Consider the following 19837-nt stretch of genomic DNA (forward strand, 5'->3'; position numbering starts at 1 on the left):
TTTCACCGGCTGGATATGTATCAGATATGAGATCAGCAAACCAACCACATCCACGCTGCCATTCTTCAGGCAAGCGGATACTTGTGGCTGGGAGATGTGGCGCGGTTGACGGGGCTCGAACCCGCGACCTCCGGCGTGACAGGCCGGCACTCTAACCGACTGAGCTACAACCGCGCATCTCGTTGAGACATCGTCTATCGTCTCGACACGGGCGCTTTTATGGGGCTCCGGCGGGGGCGTCAAGCGAATTGCGACAGGTTTGCGCCGCTTGTTTTCGCATTTTTTCCTGTGCAAGCTCCGGGTGGTTTCAGAGGGGCACACTGATGGTTTCGAAGCTCGATTGGGCGGATGTGACGGCTCAGGCTAGGGCGCTCGATGTCGCGGACCCTCTGGGCGGCTTCCGGGAGGAGTTCGCTCTTCCTGCCGGTATCATCTATCTCGATGGCAACTCTCTCGGTCCGGCACCGAAAGCGGCACTCTCGGCGCTCGAAACTGCCGCACGCGAGGAGTGGGCGACCGACCTTGTCACCAGCTGGAATCATGCCGGCTGGTTCGATCTTCCCAGCCGCTGTGGCGACCGGATCGCGCCGCTTATCGGCGCCGATGCTGGGGAGGTTGTGTCATGTGACACAGTTTCTCTGAACATCTTCAAGTGCCTCGGCGCGGCGCTTCAGATGCGACCGGATCGGCGCGTGATCATTGCGGAGGCCGGAAGCTTCCCGACCGACCTCTATGTCACGGAGGGCTTTCTCGGTTTACGTCCCGGGCTCTCCCTGCGACTGGCTGAGCCTGACGGTGCAGAGCTCTCCTCGCTCATCGACGACGATGTCGCTGCGGTTCTCGTTAATCAGGTCGACTATCGCACCGGACGTGTGCGGGACCTTCCGGCGCTCACGCGCACGGCTCATGATGCCGGCGCAGTCGTGATATGGGATCTCTGTCACAGTGCAGGTGTGATGGAGGTTGGCCTCAACGCCGCCGCAGCCGATATGGCTGTCGGATGCAGCTACAAATATCTCAACGGAGGTCCCGGCGCACCCGCTTTCGTGTTTGCGGCGGAGCGTCATCACGCAACCATCCGCCAACCGCTCTCGGGCTGGTGGGGGCATGCGACCCCCTTTGATTTTACGCGAAGCTATAGGCCCGATCCGGGGATTCGCCGCTTCCTCTGTGGCACCCAGCCGATTCTGTCGTTCCGCGCAATGGAGGCGGGGCTTGAGATTGCAGGCCGCGCGGGAATTGCCCGTGTCCGCGAGAAAGGCAAGCTGCTTACCCAGCTCTTCATTGATCTTGTCGAAGCCGGATGCGAGGGCCGCGTCCAGCTCGTATCGCCGCGTTCAGCTGAGGATCGCGGGTCGCAGGTCGCCTTTGCACATCCGGAGGGCTACGCCATCGTACAGGCGCTGATCGCCCGTGGCGTGATCGGTGACTTTCGAAACCCGGACATCCTGCGCTTCGGTTTCGCACCGCTCTATCTCCGACATGCAGACGTGGCCGAGGCCGCGCGCCAGTTCTGCGCAGTTGTCACCGGTGATGTCTGGCGTGACCCGGTATATGCCAACCGTTCCGCGGTCACATGAGCGGTGGATCTGTCAGAATCGCTTCGAGGACAAAATTGCCGGTCTTGCCGCTCTCGGCATCGACGCCAAGCATGTAGACGCGAAGTGTATAGGCGCCGTCGATATAGAGCACCGCCGAGAATTCGCGGCCTTCGGCTCCGCCTACGAACAATGGTTGGGCCATACCCGGCGCAATCACATCGAAGAACATGCTTGCATCCGTCATCATGGTGACGGTCAGCGTCTGGCCCGCTTTTCCGGGCAAGGCAAATTCGATGGTGCGATTGCCCGCCAGTCTGCTTGAATAGCTCTGGTGATATCCCTGTTCGGGTGGGCCGAGCGGAGCAATCCGAGAGGAGCAACTCGCAAGGCCCAGAGCCGCGACAAGGGCCGCGGCAACCAGGCAGCGATGGAAGGCGGTCACGTCAGCGCTTCACCTTCTCGGCCGCAGGTTCGTCGTCGTAGCGGCCGGACAGAATTCGCGCCGCATCGCCTTCTGGATCGTCGTATTGGCTGGACCGCAGCGTCCACATGAAGGCCACGAGCCCGAGCCCGCCAAGAAACAGCGAGATCGGAATCAGCACAACGAGAATGTTCATTTCTGCCTCCCGAGACGCATGGCGTTGAGCGAAACGATGATCGAACTGGCGGACATCGCGATCGCCGCGATCAGCGGCGTAACATAGCCTGCAAAGGCGATGGGTACCGTCACGAAATTGTAGGCGAACGCAAGCACAAAATTCTCGATGATCCGACGTCGCGCCACGCGCGCGAGACGGAGTGAATCGACGCAGGTATCGATGCGGTTCCCGAGCAGGATGAGATCGGCGGCGGACCGGCTCGCATCGACTGCGCTGGCGGGCGACATGGACACATGTGCCGCGGCCAGTGCCGCGGCGTCGTTGAGGCCATCGCCAACCATGAGCACCTTGTGTCCGCGTGCTGCGAGATCCTGAAGGGCCGCGACCTTTCCTGCGGGTGTCGCGTGTGCGGTCCAGTCGGCGATGCCGGCGCGCTCGGCCATCTCTCGGACCGGCACCTCTGCGTCACCCGACAGCAGGGCGACGGAGAGCCCCGCGTCCTTTAGCCGTGTAACCGTTTCGCGGGCCTCCGGGCGAAGCGTATCCTCGAAGGCGAGCGCGACAGCCTTTCGATTGTCGATTGTAAGCCAGGCTGTCGTGCGCTCAACCTCCCCCGCGGCACCGGTCCATTCCGCGCGGCCGAGGCGCACACGCCTGCTCCCGAGCCATCCTTCGGTGCCGAGCCCGGGATGCTCGGTGATACTCTCTAGACTTGCAGGAGAGATACCGGCGGCTTCAGCCGCCCGCATGATTGCCCGCGAGAGCGGATGCGCGCTCTCGCGGGCGAGAGCCGCGGCAAGTGCGAAGTCGTCGCGCGAAAGACGTGCAGGATCAATCAGGGTCGGTGTGCCGGTCGTGAGTGTGCCGGTCTTGTCGAAGACGACCGTGTCGACCTGCGCTAGCCGCTCGAAGGCATCGCCGTCCTTGAGCAGCACGCCTTGGCGGAAGAGTCGCCCCGATGCCGCGGTCAGCACAGCCGGTACCGCAAGGCCAAGAGCGCATGGGCAGGTGATGATGAGGACGGCTGCCGCGATATTGATGGCAAGCCGCCAGTCGCCGCCGACGAGGCCCCAGAAAAGAAGCGCACTGAGGGCGAGCAAATTGACGGTATGGCTGTAATACTGGGACGCACGGCTGGCGAGATTGGCGTAGCGCCCGCGGCTCTGCTCGGCGGCTTCGACGAGGCGGGCAATCTGCTTGAGCAACGTCTCTTCGCCGAGTGCTTCGATGCGGAGCTGCAGCGGGCCCGAAAGATTCATCATGCCGGCATGAAGCAGCGAACCGGGGCCGACCGCCTCCGGCATGGTCTCTCCCGTCAGCATCGACGGATCAATTTCCGAGCGTCCCTCCGTCACGACACCATCGGTGGGAATGCGGGCGCCGACGGGTACGGCAAGAATATCGCCTTCGCGCAGGGCATCGAGTGGTACGGTTTCGCGTCGGCCATCCGGTGCCACCCGTTCCGCCATGCGCACTTCGAGGGCGGCGACCTCAGCCGCTGCCGAACGGGCGGAAGCACGAGTGAGATGTGCGAGATAGCGGCCGACCAGCAGGAAGAATGTGAGCATCAGGGCGGCATCGAAGAAGGCATGACGGCCCGAATGCATCGTCTCCCATAGGCTTACGCCCAGTGCCAGAAATATCGCCGTCGAGATCGGCACATCCATGTCCAGCCGCCGCCCACGCAGCGCTCTGAGTGCGTTGGCAAAGAACGGCTGGGCGGAAAAGGCGACCGCTGGCAGGGCAATCGCTGCCGAAATCCAATGCATAAGGTCGCGCGTCGTATCGGAGGCTCCCGACCAGACGGCGATCGAGAGCAGCATCACATTCATCGCTGCGAAGCCTGAGACACCGATGCGAGCAAGCAGCTTGCGCCCCTCGGCATCGGTGCGGGTCGCTTCCAGCGCGGCGCTGTCAAGGGGCCGCGCCTCGAACCCCCGCCCATTGAGGCTCCCGAGAAGCTGATCGTCCATGCCTGGCACGTCTTCGGCGGTAACCGAAACCCGTTTCAGGGTCAGGTTCACGCGGGCTGCGGCAACGCCTGGCACACTGTCGAGGATTTGCTCGACTCCGCTGATGCAGGCCGCGCAGTGGATGGTCGGAAGCGAGATCTCGAAGCGCCGGAGTGGCGCGCCGGTCTGCCCCTCCACCCCCTGCCGCGGCGGCAGGTCTTGCACCGCGACGCAGGCGGGACAGCCGCCGGTTCCGGGGAAGGCGGCCGTGTCGCTCATGACTGAGGCGGCACAACAAGGGAACGGTACTGCAGAAAGCCCGCGCCGTTTTCCGCTGTTGCCTCGATATCGACGCGCCAGTTCCCGGGCGCGAGATCAATCGGTGCGGCGTACCCTTTCGGTGTCTCAACCAGTTCGAGCCGGTGATCGGTCTGCATCGTTGTGGCACGGCCGACAATGATGCTGAGCTCGAGAGGCCGCACGACCTTTCCTGCATCATCAAGCAGCGTCAGATAGAAGGCGCCATCGTGGTAGTCGATACTCGCATTCCAGCCGAGCGCCAGTTGTGCCGCGCGTTTCGTATTGAATTCCTGGCTCGCCACATAGCTGTTTGGCACCACCAGGCCGGAGAATGTGTCGATCGCCTTCACCATCAGCAGAATATTGACGCCGATGATGATGCCGAATGCTCCGCAGAAGATCATCAGTACCTTGCGGCCGGTCAGTTTGCCGGCCGACGATCCCTTCGCTTGAGATGCCATCATTGCTGCTTCCCGTGGAATATGGTGCTCTCCACGGCACGTGCACCGGAATTCTCATCCTCCACCTGCAGATCGACATCCAGGGACGACGTCTTGCTCGCCGTGCTGCCGGGGGCGCTGGTGAGATAGATGCGCTGGCGCAGCGTTTCGTTGGCGGGAACCACGACCTCGGCGCCGGCACGACCCTGCAGTTCGATGGCAAGCGGATCGTCCGCAATAACCGAGATGTCAAAGGTGCGGTCATAGCCCGTCATGTTGCGCAGCCGGAGTTCATAGGCATTCCGTACAGACCCGTCGGAGAGCACCACGTTGATCGGATTGCGGACCGGCTCGATCGAAAAGGCCAGATCGGTACGCATGACAAGCGCTGCCACGAGCCCGACGCCGATCGCAGACCACAGGACTGTGTAGAGGATGATGCGCGGACGGAGAATTCGCTTCCAGACCGAGACCTTCGGCGCCCCCATGCGCTCGGCCTCACCGTCGCCAAGCGTCAGATAGTCGATCAGGCCACGCGGCTTGCCGATCTTGGCCATCACATCGTCGCAGGCGTCGATACAGAGCGCACAAGTGATGCAGGCGAGCTGCTGGCCGTCGCGGATATCGATGCCCATCGGGCATACGTTCACGCAGGCGTTGCAGTCGATGCAATCGCCGAGGGTTTCCTTCTCGGGGATCGGCCCACCGACGCCTGACGGCAGACCCGGCATCGGCATCTTGGGGGAACGGGTTCCCTCGACCGGTCCGGCCGCACGTGTCGTAGCAAAGGCTGCATCTGTCTTTTCCGCCATCTCGCGGCGGCGCCGATGCTTGCCGCGAGGCTCGCCGCGCCAGTCGCGATAGCCAACGGTAAGGGTCTGTTCGTCCATCATCGCGCCCTGAATGCGTGGCCAGGGGCACATATAGATACAGACCTGCTCGCGCATCATGCCGCCGAAGGTGAAGGTGGTTGCGGTCAGCACGGCAATGGACATGTAGGCGACTGCCGGGGCCTGCCCGGTCAGCAGCTCCTTGAGCAGGGTCGGGGCATCGGCAAAGTAGAACACCCAGGCACCACCGGTTGCGACGGCAATCAGGATCCAGAGCGTGAACTTGAGCACGCGCTTGCGGATCTTCTCGGCATTCCAAGGCTGCCGGAAGAGGCGAATACGGGCATTCCTGTCACCTTCGACCCAGCGCTCGACGAGAATGAACAAATCTGTCCAGACAGTCTGAGGGCAGGTGTACCCGCACCAGACGCGACCCAGCGCGGCCGTGAAGAGGAAGAGGCCGAGCCCCGCCATGATGAGAAGGCCAGCGACAAAATAGAATTCCTGCGGCCAGATTTCGATGAAGAAGAAGTAGAAGCGCCGGTTTGCGAGATCGACGAGGACCGCCTGGTCGGGCAATTCCGGTCCGCGGTCCCATCGGATCCATGGCAGCAGATAGTAGATCCCCAGCGTGATCCCCATGATCCACCACTTGAATGTCCGAAACCAGCCAGAAACCCGGCGGGGAAAGACAGGCTCGCGTGCGGCGTAGAGAGGCGGTGGGGTATCGGCTGTATCGGTCACGACGAAAAGTTCCTGCTGCTAGCGAGACGTTGCGGGCGCGAAAGTCACATCCATGAATCAGGATATTTGCGCCTTGATCCGGATCAATCTCTCGAACCGGATTGCGGTGGAGCCCTGTCGGAGGCCATTTTCTTGTTCTGCCCGGCGGCTGCGTTCCGGATCCAGCGCACGAACGCCTTGGCGGCAACGCGCAGCACTCCGGGCCGGGTGACTATGTGATACCCGCTTTCCTCGTCCCCGTCTTCAAAGAGCACCACCAGCCGTCCGCTGGAAATCTCCGGTTCGACAAGGGCGCGGGCCACGGCAGAGACACCATCTCCATTCATCAGGCCCTCGAGAGCCATGTAGCCCGGCAGATGCGTGATGTTCTTGAACTTCGGCGCAATGACGCCGCGATTCCGCAGCCAGAGGGTCATCTCGTTGGTGCCGTATTCCTGCAGCAACGGCAAGTCGAGAATATCTTCCGGGCACTCGATGCGTCGGCTGCCGACAAGGCTGCGGGCTGCGACGATCGCATGCGTCGTGGGAAAAAGCAGTTCCGCATCAAGGCCAGGCCACCTCCCGTGCCCAAACCGAATCGCAACATCAACACCGCCCGGCAGAAGATCCACCACTTCCGCCGTCGGATTGAGCATCAGCTCGTGTTCCGGATGTCGCTGGCGAAATTCGGAGATCCGCGGCATGAGCCACCGCATTGCAAAGGCCGGCGTCAGCGTCACCTGCAGCGGGCGGTCATCACTCGCGCCACGCAATGTGGCGATCGTATCGCCGACGCCGCTGAAGGCGGCCTCAAGAGAAATGGCAAGTCGGTTGCCGTCGGGTGTCAGCGCACAGGACTTGCCGTTGCGGATCACCAGCGCAATGCCGAGCTCGTTTTCGAGCGCGCGGACATGCTGGCTGACCGCGGCGTGACTCACGTTCAGGCTTTCTCCCGCGCGCGTGAAGTTGCCGGTCTGGGCAAGGGCCGAAAAGGCGCGCAACGCACTGAGGGAAGGAAGGCTGCGCCAGTCCATTGTAAGTTTACCTTACAGGTCCAAAATCTTCGCGGCTCGCATTCGATCCTGAAATCTCGCACCCTTTTCCGGGAAAGTCATCAAGGAGAAGTCAGGAAATGTTATTCGCGCTTTCAGAAAGTTTTCTCACCGCCACGCGCATGGAACGCTGGAGCCTTTCGTGGCCTGAACGCTCGCCGCGTGTTCTACGTTGCTCGGAAATCCAAACGCTCCCGGACTCAACACGGAAAACGCACATCGTGCCGGAAGCCGGAGAAGCGGTGCGCGATGGGGATCGATAGGACGAGGGGCGCCGCGCTGCGCGGCAAGTTCGCGCTGAAGCGGGCCTGTAATCGTTTCCTGAGGCGGCGGCTTCGCCGGGAACTCGACAGTCTCAGCGATCATCTTATCGCCGATGTCGGGGTTTCGTGCACCGGAGCGACACTGCCCGGTGCACGAGGCTTTCAGGAGCTTACTGGCCGCCGCCGAGAGTATGGACGTAGATCGCGACCTTGCGAATGTCATCGGCGCTCAGACGGCCCTGGAACGCAGGCATGATGCCGAAACGGGCGTTGGTGATGGTCTCGCGCAGGGTGTCGGGATCGCTGCCGTAGAGCCAGATGCTATCGGTGAGATTCGGAGCTCCGAAATCATAGGATCCCTTGCCATCCTCACCATGACAGGATGCGCAGTTGTCGGCGAAAAGCACGGAGCCTTCCTGGGTAAGTGCGCTGTCATGGTCGAGACCGGAAAGCGAGCGGACATAGTTTACAAGCTGGTTGATCTCCTCGCTTGAGAGGATGTCACCAAAGGCGGGCATCTGACTGAAGCGGGTATCGTCGTCCTGCTCGTAGCGGATACCGTGTGTCACGGTCTGCTCGATGTCGGCCGCCGTGCCACCCCAGAGCCAGTCGTCGTCGAGGAGGTTGGGGAAGCCGCGCGCCCCTGCCGCCCCGGCGCCGTGGCACTGGGAGCAGTTGTTGCGGAAGACGGCGCCGCCGCCTGCGGTCGCATAGGCCAGCAGTTCGGGGTTGGCTTCGTCCCCGGAGATGTCGGTCGCCATCAGCGCCTGGTCGAGCGGCGCATTGGCGGCTTCCGCATCAGCGATCTCCTTGGCCGCCTCGACCCGACTCGAATACCCGAGCAGGCCCGGTGTAGCGGCGTGGATGAGCGGCCACGCAGGGAACAGGATGACGTAGATCACACCCCAGATGATGGTTGCATAGAAGGTGAGCAACCACCAGCGCGGCATGGGGGTGTCGAGCTCCTTGATACCGTCCCATTCATGGCCGGTCGTTTCGGTGTTCGTCGCGGTGTCTAGTTCGCGGTTACCGGCCATTGTCAATCGTCCTTGGGCTTGGATTCATTGCGGAAGATCATGTTTGCGCTGTCTTTGTAGATTTCGCGTGATCCGGGCCGGAAAACCCAGAGCACCACGCCACCGAAAAAGATCAGCAGCCCCAGCACAGCCCAGCTGTCCGCGAAGTGCCGGAGGGCGGTGTAGGTGTCCATCTCGCCCCTCCTTACCGGCTTGCTTCAGGTTCGAAGGTCGAGAAATCGACCAGCGTGCCCAGCATCTGAAGATAAGCGATAACTGCGTCGAGCTCGGTGACCTGAGCTGTGTTGCCGTCGAAATACCGCGCCTGGGCTTTCGGATAGCGGGCGAGCAGAGCATCCACATCGCCGTTGTCTGGATCGGCCTGCGCTTGGAAATCGGCGCGGGCCTGCTCGATCATCTCGTCGGTATAGGGCACGCCCGCCGCCCGATGCGTCTTCATCATCTGGGCAATGTAGGTCGAGCTGATCGGCCGTTCGGCGAGGAACGGATAGCCGGGCATCACCGACTCCGGCACCACGTCACGGGGATTGTGCATGTGCGCAACATGCCATGCGTCCGAGTAGCGACCGCCCACACGCGCAAGGTCCGGGCCGGTCCGCTTCGAGCCCCACTGGAACGGATGATCGTATTTCGATTCCGCGGCCAGCGAGTAGTGCCCGTAGCGCTCGTTCTCGTCGCGCATCGGCCGGATCATCTGGCTATGACAGACATAGCAGCCTTCGCGGACGTAGATGTTACGGCCCGCGAGCTCCAGTGGGGAGTAGGGCCGCATTCCGTCCACATCCTCGATGACGTTGTCGAGATAGAACAGCGGGACGATCTGGACGATGCCGCCGACCGTCACCACGAGGAAACTCAGGATGAGCAGCAGGAAGGCGTTGCGCTCAATATAGGCGTGTTTCTTGAGGAGGGACATGTGTCTCGAGCGCTCCCTTATTCCGCGGCAACGGTGGTTGCCGGCGCAGTGCTTTCGCCAGCGCCCACGGCGGTCTTGAAGAGATTGTAGGCCATGATGATTCCGCCCGTGAGGTAGAGGATCCCGCCGGTGGCACGAACCACATACATCGGATGCATCGCGGCGACCGTGTCAGCGAAGGAGTTCACGAGGAAGCCCTGCGCGTCGACTTCACGCCACATCAGGCCCTGCATGATGCCCGAGACCCACATGGACGAGGCGTAGAGCACGATGCCGATCGTAGCGAGCCAGAAGTGCCAGGAAACCAGCGTGATCGAGTAGAGGCGCTCGCGGTGCCAGAGGCGCGGCACGAGGTAATAGAGCGCGCCGAAGGTGATCATGCCGTTCCAGCCAAGGGCGCCGGAATGCACATGACCGATCGTCCAGTCGGTATAATGCGACAGCGAGTTCACCGCGCGGACCGCCATCATCGGGCCTTCGAACGTTGACATGCCGTAGAAGCCGACGGAGACCACGAGCATGCGCAGGATCGGGTCGGTGCGCAGCTTGTCCCAGGCGCCCTGCAGCGTCATGAGGCCGTTGATCATGCCGCCCCAGGACGGCATCCAGAGGATGACCGAGAAAACCATGCCGAGCACCTGCGCCCAGTCGGGCAGGGCGGTGTAGTGCAGGTGGTGCGGGCCGGCCCAGATATAGAGGAAGATCAGCGCCCAGAAGTGGATGATCGAGAGCTTGTAGGAATAGACGGGGCGTTCTGCCTGCTTCGGCACGAAGTAGTACATCATGCCCAGGAAGCCTGCGGTGAGGAAGAAGCCCACTGCGTTGTGGCCATACCACCACTGCACCATGGCGCCCTGAACGCCGGGGAACAGGATCACCGACTGGGAGGACCAGATTGAGGTCGGGATGGCGATGTTGTTGACGACATGGAGCATCGCCACGGTCACGATGAACGAGAGGAAGAACCAGTTCGCCACGTAGATGTGGGGTTCCTTCCGCTTGACGAGCGTGCCGAGATAGATCGCCAGATAGGCAACCCAGACTATGGTGAGCCAGAGATCAACATACCACTCGGGCTCGGCGTATTCCTTGGACTGGGTGGAACCCAGCACATAGCCAGTCGCGGCGAGCACGATGAAGAGGTTGTAGCCCCAGAAGACGAACCACGCGAGATTTCCGCCCCACAGCCTTGTAGCGCAGGTACGCTGCACCACATAAAACGACGTGGCGATGAGGGCATTGCCGCCGAAGGCAAAGATCACGGCGGATGTATGCAGAGGGCGAAGCCGTCCGAAGGAGGTCCAGGGAAGATCCCAGTTCAGATGGGGGAAGGCCAGTTCCCAGGCGATGTAGGTGCCGGCAGAGAACCCGACCACACCCCAGAACGCCGTCGCTATGACGCCGTAGCGAACGACCTCATCCATGTATCCTTTTTCAACCGGAGCCGCAGCAGCGACCTTGGGGGATCCGGTGGACCGGACAGCCCAGATGAAAGCGGCTGCGGAGGCGAGCATGAGCAGGACGGCGTGGACTTGGTAGACGAATTCCTGCCCGTAATTCGCCGCCATTGCGAACAGGAACGTCATCACGCCCAATGCCGCAATCTTGATTCCATCCAGCATCCTGTCTCCTTAGCTCCCTCGAGATCCGTCCGGACGGGCGTCCGGCTCTAGGTAAACAATCCCTTCCGGGCTTTTCTTAGCCCAGAGATCACGGAACAATGATTCAGATCAAGTTCCGAGAACATGCGTGGCGGGCGTGATAAGGCAGATCGCGCTGGCGTGAAAGGCTGAAAACCGAACTTCAACAAAGGTTTGTGGAGTGTATGGCTCGGCGGAAAGCGCGGATTCCGCCGGCTTTCTAGGCGAGAATGCCGCCGTCTGCGTCGTCGGCTGACTGATCTAGCAGTTTCTCGAAGTTGGGCACGTGGACGGTGCGGGCATCGACGAGTTCGATGATGCCCTCGCGCCTCAGGGCGGAAATCTGGCGACTTACGGTCTCGATCGTCAGGCCAAGATAATCGGCCATCGCCTCACGGGTGATGTGAAGCGAGAAATGCAACCCGTCGCGCGGAGCGGACTGATGCAGCGCGGCATCCCGGCGCGCCATGATGACGAAGAGGCTCGCAATCTTCTCTCTCGCCGTCTTGCGTCCGAGAAGCAGCATCCACTCCCGTGCCGAGTCGAGCTCGTCGAGGGTCATCTCGAGAAGCCTGTTCCCGAGGTTTGGGCTGCGCGCGATCATGCGCTCGAACTCATCCTTCTGGAACATGCAGAAGGTCACGTCCGTTGCTGCCACCACATCATAGGTCGCGGTGGCGCGACCAGGCCGGCCGAGGAAATCTGAGGGGAGCAGGAGGCCCACCATCTGCCGGCGGCCGTCCGAAAGCGTGCTCGAAAGCGTTGCGACGCCAACGACAACGGATCCGACGAAAGTCAGCTTCTCTCCCGACCATACGATCGTCTCGCCGGGGCCGAAGCTGCGATAGGTCTTGATCTGGTCAAGCTGCTCGAGTTCGGCCTTGTCACAATGAGCACAGACCGCCCTGTGCCGGATCGGACACTCGCCGCACCGCAGGTGGTTGTGTTTCTTGGCCGTGTTCAGAACCACGTTTCTCTGTCTCAAAATATTCATTGTCATGATTACACGCCTGCTTGACCTCGATCAAGGAAGGCCGCAGCGCGGCGGGCACAGTTTAGCGCCATGAGCGCAAAACAACCAGTCAGGAACAGTGGAATCTTCGATCAGAAGGTTTCCCGCTATCTGTGCTACCCCTCTGTCGAGCACTTCGTGCCCGAGGTCGGCGGGGCGCAACATGAAGCATGGCTCCGGGCGATCCCGTCTGGAGGCCGCATCGGCGTCTATATCCACGTGCCATTTTGCGAGAAGCTCTGCTGGTTCTGTTCCTGCCGGACCCAGGCGGTGCGTTCGCCGAAGATCGTCGCGGACTATGTCGGATCGCTCCTTCGGGAGATTCGCCGAATTGCGGAGCTTCTCCCGGCGGGTGTCGAGATCGGGCGCATTCATTGGGGCGGTGGTTCGCCGCTGATTCTCTCGCCGGAGGACATGGCTCGCCTCGGCCGTACCACCCGGAGCTCGCTGGCGGTCGCCGCGGATGCCGAATTCACGGTTGAGATCGATGCACGCCGGGTCGTGCCCGAGACGATCGAGGCTCTTATCGGGCAAGGTATGACCCGCTCCACGCTTTTCGTCCAGGATTTCGATCCGCGTGTGCAGCGGGCGATCGGGCGGCTGCAAAGCCTTGATGATACGGGGCGGGCCGTTCGGCTGCTGCGGAAGGGCGGGGTTGGCTCGATCGGGATCGACATGCTGTATGGGCTTCCGCTCCAGGGCTGCGTCCAGGTTCTGGAAACCGCCAATGCCATTCTCTCGGTCGAACCAGACCGGGTCGCGCTCTTTGGCTATGCGCACGTGCCCTGGATGGCCAAACGCCAGAACATGATCAACGAGGCGCAACTTCCGGGTACTGAGGAACGGCTGACCCAATATGGAATTGCCGCGGAGTATTTGGTGCGCGCCGGATACGATCCAGTCGGCATCGATCATTTCGTCAAGCCGGAAGACGCCATGGCGCGGGCCGCGCGCGAGGGCCGTCTCCGGCGTCGGCATCTCGCCTATACCGACGACAGTCTCGACGCCGTGATTGGCATCGGCGCCTCCGCGATTTCAAGCTTTCGTCAGGGATTCCTGCAGAACGAACGCCAGACAGTTGCCTATTCTGCGCGGATTGGGGCGGAAAGACTGGCAATCCAGCGCGGCTGGGCCTTCTCGCTCGAGGACAAGGTCCGCGGGCGAGCGATCGAGATGCTCATGTGTGGATTTCGCGTCGATCTTGCCGCGCTCCGGCGCGAGTTCGGCGACTTCGCCTCGATCCTCGACGCAGGGCTCGCGACAGCACGCGAGCGCTTCGGGGAGGCCGTTGCACTCGAGGGCGAGACATTCAGAATTGTGCGCGATGGCCCGATCCTTGCCCGCCTCATTGCGCGCTGCCTCGACGCCCGCAACGCCGCGGAAGGTCGCTACAGCGGCGCGATTTGACCAGCCAGCCCGGCAAGCGGCCGCCGCGCCCGCTTGCGCTGAAGCTCGAGATTGCCGAGTGGTGTCCAGCCGGAGATCGTGGTGTCGATGCCGTCAGCACGCAAGGCTACGCCGAGCGCGCTCTCGATCTTTCGCCGATCCGCCTTCGCCAGCGGCGCAAAATCCACAGTGACCTGGCCGCCAAGGCCGCGCAGCCGCAATTGCCGCGGCAGCTCCGCCGCCGCAGCCAGATTGGCCTTGAGAGCCGCGGCAGGCGACATGTCGCGCCCCGTGTTCACATCAACCGCGATCAGAGCCCGCGTCGGTTCAATTGCCATGAAGGCATCGGTTCCGAGTGCCGCGGGAGGCTCCAGCAGCGCCGCGATCTCTTCCCACAGGTCAGCCTCCGCCAGCGCGTTCGGTGCCTCCACCATGTCCGTTCCGGGCTCGGACCATTCCCGCCAGGCCTGATCGCCGGCGTCGGGCGCGGCGTGAACGAGCCCGGTGGCCTGCACCTCTGCGCGCTCCAGAACCCTTGCCCAGGTTGCGCGCAGCGCATGGATCTCGTTCAGAAGCTCGTCTTCTGGGATATCGGCTGCGGCGGTGCGTACAATCAATCCGAGATCGTCGGGGCATCCTGCCATCGCCTCGTGCGCCAACTCGGACAACGCTTCGCGCGCTTCGGGGTCGCGCAGCGAACGGGCGATGTTATGGCCCGGTGCACCCGGTGTCAGGATAGCGCCACGGCCCTTGAGGAGGAGCCGGTCGCTCACCCCCGGCGCCTTGCCGGGTTCGGCCCAGTTCGAAACCTGAACGAGCAGCGTGCGGCCCGGTGCGGGCAATCGCGATCCGCGCAGAAAGCCGGTTCCGCCATCGCCGAGATCGAGCATGACCCCGCCCAGACCCTTCATCGGGCGCCCGACCGTCGCGAGATAGATCGCCTCCGGCCGCGGCGCGGGATCATCGTCCGGCGGATCGATCAGCAGATCCTCAAGGCGACCGTTGACCATCAGCGCAGCGGCAACACCCCCGCCGGCGGCAGGTTCGATGCGGATCTGTCTGCCCTTCATGGGGAAATCTTCCGTTGATAGCCTGCGGCTGTAAGCAGGTGGACCGTCTCCGTCAGCGGCAGGCCCACCACGTTGCTGTAGGATCCGCTGATCCAGGGCACGAAAGCACCTGCTAGCCCCTGGATGGCATAGCCGCCTGCCTTGCCTTGCCATTCGCCGGACGCGAGGTATCCGGCGATTTCCGTCTCGGAGAGCCGTTTGAACCGCACTGCGGTTTCCACGGCACGGCTCCAGCGTCGGTCCCCACGGCGCAGCGCCAGGCCCGTGATGACCCGGTGGCGTCGCCCTGACAGAAGACGCAGAAAAACTTCGGCCTCCGCCGCGTCATCCGGCTTGCCGAGCAGGCGCCGGCCCGTCGCGACAACGGTGTCGGCAGCGAGCACGATCTCGTCCGGAGCGGCAGGTGTGGCATCCGCCTTGGCTCTTGCAAGCCTGAGCGCCAGCGCCCGCGGCAGCTCGCGGGGCAGGGGAGTTTCGTCAATGTCTGAGGGTCTGATCGCTGCCGCGGTAATCCCGACCTGTGCAAGCAGCTCGCGACGGCGCGGGCTGGCGGAGGCGAGAATGAGGGCGGCTGCGGGGGCCGGTTTGCCCGGGCGGGCGGTTTCCGGCGCCGTCAGGTCACTTGAAGCGATAGTTGATCCGTCCCTTGGTCAGATCATAGGGCGTCATCTCGACCTGCACCTTGTCGCCAGCCAGAACGCGAATGCGGTTCTTCCGCATCTTGCCGGCAGTGTGGGCGATGATGGTATGGCCGTTCTCGAGCTCCACCCGGAAAGTCGCGTTGGGCAGAAGCTCGGTCACGACACCCGGAAATTCAAGAAGCTCTTCCTTGGCCATGTTTGCTCCGATGCAATTGAAAGCACGCGGGACAACAAAAGTTGACCCGCGGCCGTTATATGCCCCTGACGCGTTAATGAATCAAGGACAATGAATACATTGATCCGTCTTTGTGAAAAGGTGGTTTCCGCTGTGCTGCCATCGGGCGCGACATCACGGCGGGTTTCCACCCGGCATATCGCTTACGCATCATTCTTCTTTTCAACGGGTGGATCAGGCGGGCCGAACCGCGCCCGGATGCGCTGCGCAATCTGATCTCGCGACTGCCGGTAAGCCGCGAGCTTCGCCTCGCGCGTTTCACCCAACCCGGTCGGGTCGAAGATAGGCCAGAACTCCACGTCCACCGCGTAGTATCGGGTATACTCCAGCGCCTGTCTGTGAGCGGCGGGTGAGAGCGCGATGATGAGATCGAAGGCGCCGATCTGATCGCCCCACTGCTCCATCTCCTGAAAGGTTCGTACCCGGTGGGCATCGAGCTTCAGACCGATTTCCGCACAGACCGAGACCGCGAATCCGTCGATCTCGAGCTCGTTCTTCACCCCGGCGGACTGGACAAAAATGCGCCGGCCATAGTCCCGGCGCATGATTCCCTCCGCCATCGGCGATCGCACGGCATTGTAGTCGCAGCAGAAGAGCACCGAATGGGGATTGTCCTCCACGCGGATCAGCCCTTGAAGTGAAGGACGCAGATCAGCGTGAAGAGGCGCCGGGCAGTGTTGAGGTCGGTTTCGACCTTGCCCTCAAGCCGCTCGAGCAGCAGCCGGCTTCCCTCATTGTGGATCCCGCGTCGGCCCATGTCGATCGCCTCGATCTGCGCCGGAGGCAGGCGCTTCACCGCGTCGAAATAGCTCTCGCAGATCTGGAAATAATCCCGGATCACCTGATTGAACGGCGTGAGTGAAAGATGCGTCTCGCCAACAGGTGTGCCATCTTCGGTCGCAACCTCGAAGACAAGCCGACGCTCCCGGATTGCAAGCCGCAGGCGGTAGGGCCCCTCCGGAATATCCTGTTCGCCCCTTTTCGGCAGCGAGAACACGTTCTCCTGGAGCAGGTCGTACATTGCGACCTTGCGCTCCTGATCGATCTCGGGCGTTGGCGGGGCCAGGCCGGTATCGTCGAGGGTCACATCGATGAGGCGGTCGGTTCCGGACATGGCTCTACCTTGCGTTCAGACGGTCGAGGCGCGCCAGCACCGAAAGCCCGTGCGCCTCGAGGCTTTCCGATCGGGCCAGCCGTGCTGCCGCCGGTCCGATTGCCGAAAGCGCGGCAGGAGACATGCGCGCAACCGTCGTGCGTTTCATGAAGTCAAGCACCGAGAGGCCCGAGGAAAAACGTGCCGACCGCGCCGTCGGCAGCACATGGTTGGGCCCCCCGACATAGTCGCCGATCGCCTCGGGGGTCAGGGATCCGATAAAGATCGCTCCGGCATGGCGGACTTTCTCGGCCAGCACATCCGCATGCGTGGTGCAGATCTCGAGATGCTCTGGCGCGATCCGGTCCGAAAGTGCCACGGCCTCGTCCCAGTCACCTACCGTGACGACCGCCCCGAACGCCCTCCAGCTCGCGCCGGCGATCTCGCGCCGCTCCAGCGTTTCGAGCCGCCGCAGCACGGCTTCATCGACCGCCCGGCCGAAGGCGGCATCGTCGGTGATGAGAATCGACTGGGCCGAGGCATCGTGTTCGGCCTGGGCCAGCAAATCGAGTGCCACCCAGTCGGGATCGTTCGAGGAATCCGCGAGAATCAGCACCTCCGAGGGGCCTGCGATCATGTCGATTCCGACCGTCCCGAAAACCCGCCGCTTCGCCGCGGCGACATAAGCATTGCCCGGCCCGGTGATCTTGTCCACCGGCGCGATCGTTTCCGTGCCATAGGCCAGCGCCGCGATCGCCTGCGCCCCGCCCACCCGATAGATCGTCTCGACGCCCGCGATCCGGGCGGCGAGCAGCACCAGGGGATTGACCGCGCCATCGGGCGTCGGTGCGCAGATCACCAGCCGCCGCACCCCTGCAACCTGCGCCGGGATCGCGTTCATCAGGACCGAAGACGGGTAGGAGGCCAGCCCGCCGGGCACGTAGAGCCCGGCAGCATCCACCGCACTCCAGCGCCATCCGAGTTCCGCGCCGTCGGCGTCGGTCCAGCGAGCATCCTCCGGCAACTGGCGCTCGTGATAGGCGCGGATCCGCGCCGCGGCCAGTTCAAGCGCCGCGCGGTCCTCCGCACCCACCGCCGCGCAGGCCGCGTCGATCTCCTCCCGCGTAAAGGCCAGTGTCTCCGGTGTCAGCGTGAGGCGGTCCCAGCGGGCCGTCATCTCGATGAGAGCCGCATCGCCCCGTGCCGCGACGTCGGCAAGGATGGCCTGAACATCCGCATCGACATCGGCATCCGCCTCGCGCTTCATGCCGAGAAGCGCGCGGAACCGTACCTCGAAATCGCCGTCGCGGGTGTCGAGAAAAAGAGCCATGGCAGTCAGTCCGTCGGGTGATGCGGCGCGCGGGTGGCCTGCGCGAGATAGGGGCGGGTCACATCGGCCAGCGTCACATCGAGGCATTCCACGTCGATCGCGATCTCGCCATCGCCGGCAAAGATGAGAAGCACCGTGCCGGCGCCGTCTGCACCGGGCTCGAAACGGATCGAAAGCAGCGACAGAACCGCCTCGCGATCCTCCGGGTCGATCCCTTCCGAGCGGACGCGCAGGGCGCCGTCGAAGCTCAGGAGCGCACGCACCCGCTCGAAGGCGCGGCCCTGCCGCTCGGCGGCCGGCGCGTCTTCCCAGCGGAAGCGGTTGAGGAGCAGCGTGAAGCGGTGCCGCTTCGCGAGCCAGGCCATGTCGCCCCGTCCGGTCACCGCATCCTGCACCAGCGCCGAGATGATCCCGAGATCCTCCGCCGCCTCCGCGCGCAGGCGCAACGGCTGTTCCCCACCATCCTCGAAACGGGCATCCTCGAAGCGGGGACCATCGCTCATTCGGCCGCCTCGCCAATACGTTCGATCCGTGCGCCGCAGGCCGAGAGCTTCTCCTCGACATGTTCGTAGCCGCGATCGAGATGATAGACGCGCGACACGCGGGTCTCACCTTCTGCCGCGAGGCCCGCAAGAATGAGGCTCACCGAGGCGCGCAGGTCGGTCGCCATCACCGGGGCCCCGCGCAGCCGCTCCACGCCCGTCACCCTTGCCGTGCCGCCCTGCACATCGATCTCGGCGCCCATGCGCGCAAGCTCCGGCGCATGCATGAAGCGATTCTCGAAGATCCGTTCCTCGAGGTGGCTGACCCCGTCGGCGGTCGCCAGAAGTGCCATCATCTGCGCCTGAAGATCCGTCGGAAAACCCGGATGCGGGGCCGTCACCACATCGGTCGCCCGGATCCGCCCGTTCCGCCGCGTGACGGTCAGCCCGGAGCGCGTCTCCTCGATCTCGACACCGGCTTCCTCGAGCTTGTCGCAGAAGGCTGCGACGAGATCGCGCCGCCCGCCGGAAAGCTCAACCCGCCCGCCCGCAATGGCGGGCGCGAGCATGTAGGTGCCGAGTTCGATCCGGTCCGCCACCACCGGGTGCGTCGCCCCGGAAAGCCGCTCGACCCCCTCGATGATGATCTCGCTCGTGCCGTCGCCCTCGATCCGCGCGCCCATCCGCCGGAGGCACTCGGCAAGATCGACGATCTCGGGTTCACGCGCGGCATTCTTCAGGACCGTCGTCCCCTTCGCGAGCGTTGCGGCCATCAGCAGGTTCTCGGTCCCGCCGACCGAGACGATCGGAAATTCGAAGACCGCGCCCTTGAGCCCGCCGCGCGCCTCGGCATGCACATAGCCGTCGCGCAGATCGAGGGTCGCGCCGAGTGCCTCGAGGCCCTTCAGGTGCAGGTCCACCGGCCGGGCGCCGATGGCGCAGCCGCCCGGCAGAGAGACGACGGCATGTCCGTCGCGCGCCAGCATCGGCCCGAGTACGAGAATCGAGGCGCGCATCTTGCGCACGATGTCATAGTCGGCGGTGTGATTGCTGATCCGCTCGGTGCCCACGACGAGCACGCGACCGGCCTGAAGCCTGGCGACCTCGCAGCCGAGCGATTCCAGCAGCACCGTCATGGTGCGGATGTCCGAAAGCCGCGGCGCGTTCGTGAGCGTCAGCGGCTCGTCAGAGAGCAGTGCCGCCGGCATCAGCGCGAGACAGGCGTTCTTCGCTCCCGAGATCGGAATGGTGCCGTTGAGTTCCGCGCCGCCGCGGACCAGGATGCTGTCCATGTG

Annotated in this window: 21 protein-coding genes and 1 tRNA gene; 2 read left to right on the top strand and 20 right to left on the bottom strand. The window is 63.4% G+C overall.

Annotated features, from left to right (window positions below; all coding sequences use genetic code 11):
* Nucleotides 1-97 precede the first annotated feature (97 nt).
* Nucleotides 98-174 (bottom strand) — tRNA-Asp (locus tag ACF66B_RS01035).
* 149 nt (nucleotides 175-323) lie between these two features.
* On the opposite strand from ACF66B_RS01035, the gene kynU reads away from it, so the two are divergent.
* Complete coding sequence (gene kynU, locus ACF66B_RS01040) at nucleotides 324-1580, top strand: kynureninase (RefSeq protein WP_111428664.1); 1257 nt, start codon at nucleotides 324-326, stop codon at nucleotides 1578-1580.
* Here the strand turns inward: kynU and ACF66B_RS01045 are convergent.
* The 11 genes from ACF66B_RS01045 to fnrL form a co-directional block, all read right to left on the bottom strand.
* On the bottom strand, nucleotides 1573-1983 hold the full coding sequence (locus tag ACF66B_RS01045) for a hypothetical protein (protein WP_111428663.1): 411 nt from the start codon (nucleotides 1981-1983) through the stop codon (nucleotides 1573-1575). The genes kynU and ACF66B_RS01045 overlap by 8 nt on opposite strands.
* A gap of 1 nt (nucleotide 1984) precedes the next feature.
* Nucleotides 1985-2158, bottom strand: a complete 174-nt coding sequence (gene ccoS / locus ACF66B_RS01050; protein WP_111428662.1) for a cbb3-type cytochrome oxidase assembly protein CcoS — start codon at nucleotides 2156-2158, stop codon at nucleotides 1985-1987.
* The gene (locus ACF66B_RS01055; RefSeq protein ID WP_111428661.1) at nucleotides 2155-4371 is read right to left on the bottom strand and encodes a heavy metal translocating P-type ATPase; all 2217 of its coding nucleotides are present in this window, start codon (nucleotides 4369-4371) and stop codon (nucleotides 2155-2157) included. Before ACF66B_RS01055 ends, ccoS begins: the two co-directional genes overlap by 4 nt.
* Nucleotides 4368-4856 carry a FixH family protein gene (locus ACF66B_RS01060; RefSeq protein ID WP_392663725.1) on the bottom strand — a complete coding sequence of 163 codons (489 nt, stop codon included), beginning with the start codon at nucleotides 4854-4856 and terminating at the stop codon, nucleotides 4368-4370. The genes ACF66B_RS01055 and ACF66B_RS01060 overlap by 4 nt, the downstream gene beginning before the upstream one ends.
* Nucleotides 4853-6406, bottom strand: coding sequence for a cytochrome c oxidase accessory protein CcoG (ccoG, locus tag ACF66B_RS01065; protein WP_111428660.1), 1554 nt, complete (start codon nucleotides 6404-6406; stop codon nucleotides 4853-4855). Before ccoG ends, ACF66B_RS01060 begins: the two co-directional genes overlap by 4 nt.
* Nucleotides 6407-6489: 83 nt before the next feature.
* Nucleotides 6490-7419, bottom strand: a complete 930-nt coding sequence (locus ACF66B_RS01070) for a LysR family transcriptional regulator (protein WP_111428659.1) — start codon at nucleotides 7417-7419, stop codon at nucleotides 6490-6492.
* 451 nt (nucleotides 7420-7870) lie between these two features.
* Nucleotides 7871-8737 (bottom strand): cytochrome-c oxidase, cbb3-type subunit III, encoded by an 867-nt coding sequence (gene ccoP, locus ACF66B_RS01075; RefSeq protein WP_111428657.1) that lies wholly within the window; start codon nucleotides 8735-8737, stop codon nucleotides 7871-7873.
* A 2-nt stretch (nucleotides 8738-8739) separates the two neighbouring features.
* Complete coding sequence (locus tag ACF66B_RS01080) at nucleotides 8740-8910, bottom strand: cbb3-type cytochrome c oxidase subunit 3 (protein WP_111428656.1); 171 nt, start codon at nucleotides 8908-8910, stop codon at nucleotides 8740-8742.
* 11 nt (nucleotides 8911-8921) lie between these two features.
* On the bottom strand, nucleotides 8922-9653 hold the full coding sequence (gene ccoO, locus ACF66B_RS01085) for a cytochrome-c oxidase, cbb3-type subunit II (RefSeq protein WP_111428655.1): 732 nt from the start codon (nucleotides 9651-9653) through the stop codon (nucleotides 8922-8924).
* Between the two features lie 17 nt (nucleotides 9654-9670).
* Complete coding sequence (gene ccoN, locus ACF66B_RS01090; protein ID WP_111428654.1) at nucleotides 9671-11275, bottom strand: cytochrome-c oxidase, cbb3-type subunit I; 1605 nt, start codon at nucleotides 11273-11275, stop codon at nucleotides 9671-9673.
* 238 nt (nucleotides 11276-11513) lie between these two features.
* On the bottom strand, nucleotides 11514-12257 hold the full coding sequence (fnrL, locus tag ACF66B_RS01095; protein WP_392664790.1) for a transcriptional regulator FnrL: 744 nt from the start codon (nucleotides 12255-12257) through the stop codon (nucleotides 11514-11516).
* 99 nt (nucleotides 12258-12356) lie between these two features.
* On the opposite strand from fnrL, the gene ACF66B_RS01100 reads away from it, so the two are divergent.
* A complete protein-coding gene (locus tag ACF66B_RS01100) occupies nucleotides 12357-13712 on the top strand; it encodes a radical SAM protein (protein ID WP_111428653.1) in 1356 nt (451 codons plus the stop codon).
* Here ACF66B_RS01100 and ACF66B_RS01105 read toward each other — a convergent pair.
* The 8 genes from ACF66B_RS01105 to murA all read right to left on the bottom strand — a co-directional run bounded on the left by ACF66B_RS01105 (nucleotide 13694) and on the right by murA (nucleotide 19834).
* Nucleotides 13694-14761: a ribonuclease E/G gene (locus ACF66B_RS01105; RefSeq protein WP_111428652.1), complete on the bottom strand. Its 1068-nt coding sequence runs from the start codon at nucleotides 14759-14761 to the stop codon at nucleotides 13694-13696. The two genes, ACF66B_RS01100 and ACF66B_RS01105, sit on opposite strands and share 19 nt — an antisense overlap.
* On the bottom strand, nucleotides 14758-15378 hold the full coding sequence (locus ACF66B_RS01110; RefSeq protein WP_111428651.1) for a Maf family protein: 621 nt from the start codon (nucleotides 15376-15378) through the stop codon (nucleotides 14758-14760). Before ACF66B_RS01110 ends, ACF66B_RS01105 begins: the two co-directional genes overlap by 4 nt.
* A 1-nt stretch (nucleotide 15379) precedes the next feature.
* Nucleotides 15380-15598, bottom strand: a complete 219-nt coding sequence (gene infA / locus ACF66B_RS01115; RefSeq protein WP_111428650.1) for a translation initiation factor IF-1 — start codon at nucleotides 15596-15598, stop codon at nucleotides 15380-15382.
* A gap of 182 nt (nucleotides 15599-15780) precedes the next feature.
* Complete coding sequence (locus ACF66B_RS01120; protein ID WP_392664793.1) at nucleotides 15781-16197, bottom strand: low molecular weight phosphatase family protein; 417 nt, start codon at nucleotides 16195-16197, stop codon at nucleotides 15781-15783.
* A 65-nt stretch (nucleotides 16198-16262) separates the two neighbouring features.
* Nucleotides 16263-16751: a UPF0262 family protein gene (locus ACF66B_RS01125; protein ID WP_111428648.1), complete on the bottom strand. Its 489-nt coding sequence runs from the start codon at nucleotides 16749-16751 to the stop codon at nucleotides 16263-16265.
* A 4-nt stretch (nucleotides 16752-16755) separates the two neighbouring features.
* Nucleotides 16756-18060, bottom strand: coding sequence for a histidinol dehydrogenase (gene hisD / locus ACF66B_RS01130; protein WP_111428647.1), 1305 nt, complete (start codon nucleotides 18058-18060; stop codon nucleotides 16756-16758).
* Between the two features lie 5 nt (nucleotides 18061-18065).
* A complete protein-coding gene (locus tag ACF66B_RS01135) occupies nucleotides 18066-18563 on the bottom strand; it encodes a DUF2948 family protein (RefSeq protein ID WP_111428646.1) in 498 nt (165 codons plus the stop codon).
* Nucleotides 18560-19834: a UDP-N-acetylglucosamine 1-carboxyvinyltransferase gene (gene murA, locus ACF66B_RS01140; RefSeq protein ID WP_111428645.1), complete on the bottom strand. Its 1275-nt coding sequence runs from the start codon at nucleotides 19832-19834 to the stop codon at nucleotides 18560-18562. Before murA ends, ACF66B_RS01135 begins: the two co-directional genes overlap by 4 nt.
* Between the last annotated feature and the right edge of the window lie 3 nt (nucleotides 19835-19837).

Source organism: Amaricoccus sp. B4 (assembly GCF_043226085.1).
GTDB lineage: Bacteria > Pseudomonadota > Alphaproteobacteria > Rhodobacterales > Rhodobacteraceae > Amaricoccus.

Bases quoted from the DNA above. Each gene is read 5' to 3' on its own strand.
- kynU (WP_111428664.1), top strand. From the start codon at position 324: ATGGTTTCGAAGCTCGATTGGGCGGATGTGACGGCTCAGGCTAGGGCG.
- ccoS (WP_111428662.1), bottom strand. From the start codon at position 2,158: ATGAACATTCTCGTTGTGCTGATTCCGATCTCGCTGTTTCTTGGCGGG.
- ACF66B_RS01055 (WP_111428661.1), bottom strand. From the start codon at position 4,371: ATGAGCGACACGGCCGCCTTCCCCGGAACCGGCGGCTGTCCCGCCTGC.
- ACF66B_RS01060 (WP_392663725.1), bottom strand. From the start codon at position 4,856: ATGATGGCATCTCAAGCGAAGGGATCGTCGGCCGGCAAACTGACCGGC.
- ACF66B_RS01070 (WP_111428659.1), bottom strand. From the start codon at position 7,419: ATGGACTGGCGCAGCCTTCCTTCCCTCAGTGCGTTGCGCGCCTTTTCG.
- ccoP (WP_111428657.1), bottom strand. From the start codon at position 8,737: ATGGCCGGTAACCGCGAACTAGACACCGCGACGAACACCGAAACGACC.
- ACF66B_RS01080 (WP_111428656.1), bottom strand. From the start codon at position 8,910: ATGGACACCTACACCGCCCTCCGGCACTTCGCGGACAGCTGGGCTGTG.
- ccoO (WP_111428655.1), bottom strand. From the start codon at position 9,653: ATGTCCCTCCTCAAGAAACACGCCTATATTGAGCGCAACGCCTTCCTG.
- ccoN (WP_111428654.1), bottom strand. From the start codon at position 11,275: ATGCTGGATGGAATCAAGATTGCGGCATTGGGCGTGATGACGTTCCTG.
- ACF66B_RS01100 (WP_111428653.1), top strand. From the start codon at position 12,357: ATGAGCGCAAAACAACCAGTCAGGAACAGTGGAATCTTCGATCAGAAG.
- ACF66B_RS01105 (WP_111428652.1), bottom strand. From the start codon at position 14,761: ATGAAGGGCAGACAGATCCGCATCGAACCTGCCGCCGGCGGGGGTGTT.
- infA (WP_111428650.1), bottom strand. From the start codon at position 15,598: ATGGCCAAGGAAGAGCTTCTTGAATTTCCGGGTGTCGTGACCGAGCTT.
- ACF66B_RS01120 (WP_392664793.1), bottom strand. From the start codon at position 16,197: ATGGCGGAGGGAATCATGCGCCGGGACTATGGCCGGCGCATTTTTGTC.
- ACF66B_RS01125 (WP_111428648.1), bottom strand. From the start codon at position 16,751: ATGTCCGGAACCGACCGCCTCATCGATGTGACCCTCGACGATACCGGC.
- hisD (WP_111428647.1), bottom strand. From the start codon at position 18,060: ATGGCTCTTTTTCTCGACACCCGCGACGGCGATTTCGAGGTACGGTTC.
- ACF66B_RS01135 (WP_111428646.1), bottom strand. From the start codon at position 18,563: ATGAGCGATGGTCCCCGCTTCGAGGATGCCCGTTTCGAGGATGGTGGG.
- murA (WP_111428645.1), bottom strand. From the start codon at position 19,834: ATGGACAGCATCCTGGTCCGCGGCGGCGCGGAACTCAACGGCACCATT.